Origin of the sequence: Rhodopirellula sp. JB055 (genome assembly GCF_043100905.1) — a bacterium.
In the GTDB taxonomy this organism is placed as follows: domain Bacteria; phylum Planctomycetota; class Planctomycetia; order Pirellulales; family Pirellulaceae; genus Rhodopirellula.
The window spans coordinates 1-3,835 of record NZ_JBICHO010000078.1; the positions used below are offsets into that span (position 1 = coordinate 1).

The 3,835-nt window shown below is 55.8% G+C and carries 4 protein-coding genes; 3 read left to right on the forward strand and 1 reads right to left on the reverse strand.

Going from position 1 to position 3,835, the window contains the following annotated elements:
- Positions 1–133: 133 nt before the first annotated feature.
- Positions 134–643 (reverse strand): hemerythrin domain-containing protein, encoded by a 510-nt coding sequence (locus ACF8AM_RS02985; protein ID WP_392554207.1) that lies wholly within the window; start codon positions 641–643, stop codon positions 134–136.
- A 231-nt stretch (positions 644–874) separates the two neighbouring features.
- On the opposite strand from ACF8AM_RS02985, the gene ACF8AM_RS02990 reads away from it, so the two are divergent.
- From ACF8AM_RS02990 to ACF8AM_RS03000, 3 genes are all read left to right on the forward strand, one after another.
- Positions 875–2,821 carry a UDP-N-acetylmuramoyl-L-alanyl-D-glutamate--2,6-diaminopimelate ligase gene (locus tag ACF8AM_RS02990; protein WP_392554208.1) on the forward strand — a complete coding sequence of 649 codons (1,947 nt, stop codon included), beginning with the start codon at positions 875–877 and terminating at the stop codon, positions 2,819–2,821.
- A 21-nt stretch (positions 2,822–2,842) separates the two neighbouring features.
- Complete coding sequence (locus tag ACF8AM_RS02995) at positions 2,843–3,235, forward strand: hypothetical protein (protein ID WP_392554209.1); 393 nt, start codon at positions 2,843–2,845, stop codon at positions 3,233–3,235.
- A gap of 73 nt (positions 3,236–3,308) precedes the next feature.
- The coding region (locus tag ACF8AM_RS03000) for a TolB family protein (RefSeq protein WP_392554210.1) at positions 3,309–3,835 on the forward strand (527 nt) is incomplete at its 3' end.

Consider the following 3,835-nt stretch of genomic DNA (forward strand, 5'->3'; position numbering starts at 1 on the left):
CATCATCCCAAAGAAACAAAACGCAATCGTCCATCCGCAGAAAGACGGGATCATCCAGCCTCGCATCAACACAACTGCTCCCAGTTTCCAAGGAATGATCTTCCGCTTGACCGCGACCGATGCAGTGAGACGCTCAGTCGCCAACGCCCAGATCTTCGTCCAACGCGTCCAAGATCAGCTTCAATTCGGCTTCTTCGTGCTCGTGAAACTGCTTCACAAACGAATCAAACCGGACCAACACCTTTTCTTGGGCGGTGGTGACTTCGGGCGTCACACCTTCGATGGGTGCGTCTCCGGTGCACGCGTGCGCAGCCGCTTCAGCCAAGTGTCTCGATTCTTCAAACAGAACCGCGTGCTGATTCCGCAAGTTTTCTGCAGCCAAAGACATTTCGGGGTCAGCGTCCAAGGCCTGATCAAAGTACCCATAGGCCTCTTCCAAACCAAAGTGCAGAGCCAATTGGTCATTCAGATCGCTCAAAAGCTGAATCAATTCGGGCCAATGATTGGCAGCCGCTTCCCGCGGCTGCGTCAACACGGCCAACCGATCCATCAATATTTTCAGGTCTCGGTTGTCCGCCTTGATGTCCTGCATAAACGCGGCGTTGACACTCAAACGGCGTGAATTGCTTGCTTGTTGAGACATGATGCTACCTTCCATTGCAGTGAATTGACTGACCTCATTGTAGCCTTCCTGAGAAACCAAAAGGGAAGCTTCCGGCAAGGAAACCGCCCGGATCAACAAAATGATTTTCGACCTTGACTGATTTTCAAGGATGGGAACAATTTGACTCCGCGGTCGAGACGGTTCGTTTCAGCCGCGAAAATCTTGGGAAAGGAGTTCTCAAGAAGTGTGCTTCCCAGGAATTGGGTTCGCGTGAAACTGGATTCGCGTGAACAACGAAGCACTACGACGATCCATTCACGTCAGCAAGGAGGCGACGAGATGCGTCACGCAATCGATCAATGGTTGAGCCAAACCAAACCCGGTGGAACTTTCCGGTCATCTTTCGGCTCCTCAACCCTGCCGCCACATGAAGCGGTGAAGTGGAATGATCCGTCCGGCAGCAACGTTCAAACCGTACGCCGCGTTGACCAAACGACTGCTTCGGAGCAGCTCCAATCGCGGGCAACCAAGCTTGCCCGCGCCGACAAAGCAAGAACCAACCAACGCGCCGAAGCCAAACGCGATGCCTCCACCACGCGATTGTCCGGGCTGCTTGAAAAAGTCCGCTTCTTCTCGGGATCGGACATCGAGTTCACCTCAATCGCAAAATCTCCTGAGACCTGCGAACCTGGCCAATTGGTCGTCTACCGCCTTGGCAACGACTGCCCTGTTGAACTGATCTCGCAAGCTCTCGCCCGGGGCGCCGCTGGGATTCTGACCGAGCAAATCTTACCGGCACCGATCCCGCAAGCCATCGTGGCAGACACCGATCGAGCCCTCGCAGAAATCCGGTCTAAGCAAACCGATCGCCCCGATCAAAAGCTGATCACGATCGGTGTGGTTGGTTCCGCCGGAAAAACAGTCACCGCATTTCTCACCGCCTCCGTTCTTCGCGATATCCCTTGCCGGGTCGCCTATCAAACGGATCTTGGATCGAGCGATTCCGTCGTCACCGAGGCTGGCACCGCGAAAGTCACCAACGGTGCTTCGCTGATTGATGCCTTGTCGGACGCCGTGGACGCGGGAGCGGCCGTCAGCATCACTGAAATGGATTCCGCTCAATTGCGATTGGGTGCCTACGACCAAATCGAACTGGACATCGTCGTCGTCACCGGACGCGATGCCGGCAGCAACGACTTTGGGCCGTCTCCCATCGAATGTGCCTTCGAATTGGTGGGGCAGGGCGGTGTGCTCATCGTTCCCGAATCGAACCAGCGAATTCTCTCCGCCGCGCACGCAGCCGCTCAAACTCAAAACATCGAATTGGTCACCTACGGCGTCGACAATGCCGCCGACGTATCGATCCGAACGATCTCGCAGGAAGACGGCACCTTGACCGCCATGCTGCGGCACGAATCCCGCGCCGCCGTAATGGAATCATTCCTCGGCCGTGGACACTTTGCCGAATGCTTGGCCGCCGCAGCTGCGGTTGGCGTGGTGACCGAAAACCCGTTGCCACAAATCGCTGAGTCACTCTGCAAACTTCGCGAATTGCCTGGCCGATTCGAAGCGATCACCACCGGCGACTGGGAGACCGACCAAAACAATCCAGCCGTGCGTTTGGACATCGGCGGATCGCCCGAACGAGTGAAGTTCGCCTTGCAAGCGGCTCGCTGCGAACTGTTGCAAACTCCCGCCAGTTCCATCCCGATGACGCTGCCCATGCACGCGTCGTCACAAGCCAACGCGACCAAACGTCCTCAACTTTGGTGTGTCTTGGCAGTCAGCGAAAATGACGATGCCGACACACTGATGCAATACGGTCACCTGCTGGAATCGATGCCTGATCACTGCGTGCTGACGTGTGCTGAGAAGGACAAACCCAAGTTCTTATCGATGAGTCACGGTGTCCTGGACGGGATTCAAAACGTCGCCGCCATGCGTTTGGTCGCAGATCCCAATCGAGCGATCCAATGGGCTCATACAGAAGCCAGTAGCGACGACATGGTTTTGGTGATCGGTGGAGTCGACCGCAGCCATCCTGATTCAGAACGTCGCTCGCTCGACGCCGTCACGCAGGTCATCACTGCTTGTGCAGAAGAACGCCAACAAGCTCGCCAAGCAAACGCGCACCCTGCGAGCACCAACGACTTGCCCGCCCCGAACAATGGCAGCGATTCCGGGCAACCGAATCTCAAATTGTTCGACGGAAACTGATCCTTCCCCAAAGAGACGCTCATGACCACTTGGTGGCAACGACTCCAATCCAAGTGGGATGGGTGGTGCGGTGATCACGAGATGGAGCAATCCATTCGTCGTCATCTCAGCCAAAATGGATACTTCGGTAAGACAGCGAAGCTAAGTGGAGTGCGATTGGTCGCGGTAGAGCGTCCCGGCTGGCAACAGCTTTACCGATTTGATGTTCGTGCGCGCGTTGATTTTCAATCGCCCGATGATGAACCAGATCCCGACGCTGTTTATCACGATCTATTCGGCTTGGTCCGCGAAGACATTCGTCATAACCGCAGTCAAGTCCGCGTGTTTGACACGCCCGAACAACGCAGCGAGTTGTTTCGCCAATGGAGCGAAGGGTTGATCTGTTTGCGGGGTGCGAAAGGACTGCTAAGTTGAATTGAGAGCGAACCTGCTTCGCTCCCCTTCCTTTGCAGCCCCCGAACCTTTCCAGCGCAGACTCGATATCGCCATGTTTGATCGCCGCGATCCTTTGATCCTGAAATCGCTTTTGACAAAGCTTCTGCCGTGTTGGCTTCTCATGGGGCTCGCGATTCTGTTGGGTGGGAACGCCACCGCGATCGCACAAGATGAATCCGACCTCCTCAGCAACGTTCGCAAACTGACGTTCGAGGGTCGCCGAGCTGGCGAAGGGTACTTCAGTGCCGATGGAACTCGGATGGTGTTTCAAAGCGAACGCGATCCGTCCAACCCGTTCTATCAAATCTATGTTTCTGATTTGGAAACCGGCGATATCCAACGTGTCTCGCCCGGCTTCGGCAAAACGACGTGCGGATGGATTCACCCAAACGGCAAAAAAGTCTTGTTCGCCAGCACGCACGCCGATCCAGACTCCGAACGTTTGCAGCAAGAAGAACTCGACTTCCGTGCCTCCGGTGAATCCCGGCGTTACTCGTTGGATTACGATCCCAACTACGAAATCTACGCCGCTGACCTGGATCGGATCGAACCGGGCACCACGCAGGGTTTGACCGCCCT

Excerpts from the sequence above, each read along its gene's own strand:
- ACF8AM_RS02985 (WP_392554207.1), bottom strand. The coding sequence starts at position 643 with ATGTCTCAACAAGCAAGCAATTCACGCCGTTTGAGTGTCAACGCCGCG.
- ACF8AM_RS02995 (WP_392554209.1), top strand. The coding sequence starts at position 2,843 with ATGACCACTTGGTGGCAACGACTCCAATCCAAGTGGGATGGGTGGTGC.